Raw genomic sequence first — 1,406 nt, 5'->3', positions numbered from 1 at the left:
TGCTAGAAAACCTAAACCCCATCATTGGTACAACAACCCGATTGGGAAGTCTGGAGTAACTCTCTCGTTTGTGTTCAATTCTCGTGATAACGAGATTCGCACCCAGCTGATAATCGAGGATGACGCGGAGGGTTACTGGGAATTAGCAAATGAACGTGATGAGATCAATTCACAGATAGAGCAAGAACTGATTTGGAAGGGTCCTGAAAAGACAGACGCAGAACGGGAACGGAGCCGGATCTTTTTCAGAAAAGATGCAGACTTACAAAATACAGCACAGTGGGAGGAATATCAAGACTGGATGCAGGAGTGTGGAGAGATATTCCATGAGCACTTTCGTCACCGGGTACAACAACTGTAGAGCAGATACAAGCCGAACTGTTTATTAATTACAATTTAATGGCTCAGCACGGCTAGTGTCCTGACATCCTTCTAGGATGTGACCATCGGCGAAAAAATAAAAATTCGAATATCGAACAGTGGATAAAAAACAGTTAGCCAGATATGCCATTTCCGATATGTCTATAATGTCATGAATCTTCGTAATCGCATTCTTCGACACCATCCAAGTGCTGTATTGTGGATCTAATTATACTCACTGCTGCTTCGGGGTCGTACACACGTTTTTCTTGGGCTGTCCGCCTATCGTCGACCTCCTCAATACGTGATTCGGGAGCCTCAAGTTCATACGCGAGTGATTCGATATTGGCAAGATTTTTGATTAGAACCTCGCTATCGCCATGGTAATTTGTGGCTGGTCCTTCGGGATCGAAATAGTACTCTTCCTCACCTTCTGTGAATTTGATCATTGAGTGATTGTATGCAAGGGGGATTCCCTGAGTGAAATATATTTCAACAAGCTCAGGCTTGTGGTGACTCGTTGGTAATCCGGATCTAAGCTTAATGTGATGCTCATCGTCGTCACTCATCAATCTAACGTAGAGTTTTTGTGTGATATTTGAAGCAGTAGATGTGCGTTATCCGCTCCGTAGCTCTAGAGACGGGACGCTTACAGAGGGCAGTTCAATTGATTCGGTTGAGTGCTCGTGCGGCTTCCTCCTGTACTCTATCGTTCGGATCGGTATCTCGGAGTGTTTGGAGCCGGTCGACTGAGACTGGTGCGTGGGTGTTACCAATAAGGGTACAGGCGTTGGCGCGAACGGTTGAATCCTCGTCGTTGAGTGCGGTAGAGAGGGCTTCGTGTTCAGCTTTCACTGCGGAGGGATTTGCCTCGCCAGCTCTAAGAAGTGTGATTGTAGCGTTGCGCCGTGTATCCGCAGCGTCGTCGGTAAGACAATCAGCGATCTCGGTGGCGTGGTCGATCACGAGTGCCGGATGTTCCTGTGCGATGTCTCCAAGGAGCCCGACAGCATTCCTCCGAACCGGAGCATGTTCACTCGTCAGGA

At 47.6% G+C, this 1,406-nt stretch carries 3 protein-coding genes; 1 reads left to right on the top strand and 2 read right to left on the bottom strand.

Annotation, left to right across the window (positions count from 1 at the left end):
• On the top strand, positions 1–361 hold a 361-nt coding region (locus U4E84_RS17390), incomplete at its 5' end, for a DUF4268 domain-containing protein (protein WP_322533350.1).
• Between the two features lie 169 nt (positions 362–530).
• On the opposite strand, the gene U4E84_RS17385 is transcribed toward U4E84_RS17390, so the two are convergent.
• The gene (locus U4E84_RS17385; protein WP_322533349.1) at positions 531–929 is read right to left on the bottom strand and encodes a hypothetical protein; all 399 of its coding nucleotides are present in this window, start codon (positions 927–929) and stop codon (positions 531–533) included.
• 94 nt (positions 930–1,023) lie between these two features.
• Positions 1,024–1,406 (bottom strand): HEAT repeat domain-containing protein (locus U4E84_RS17380; RefSeq protein WP_322533348.1); only part of this gene is annotated, 383 nt, incomplete at its 5' end.

The sequence above is a fragment of the Halorubrum sp. AD140 genome, assembly GCF_034497445.1.
Taxonomy (GTDB): domain Archaea; phylum Halobacteriota; class Halobacteria; order Halobacteriales; family Haloferacaceae; genus Halorubrum.
The sequence above is the reverse complement of the archived record's forward strand: the minus strand, read 5'-3'. Positions and strand labels throughout refer to the sequence as shown.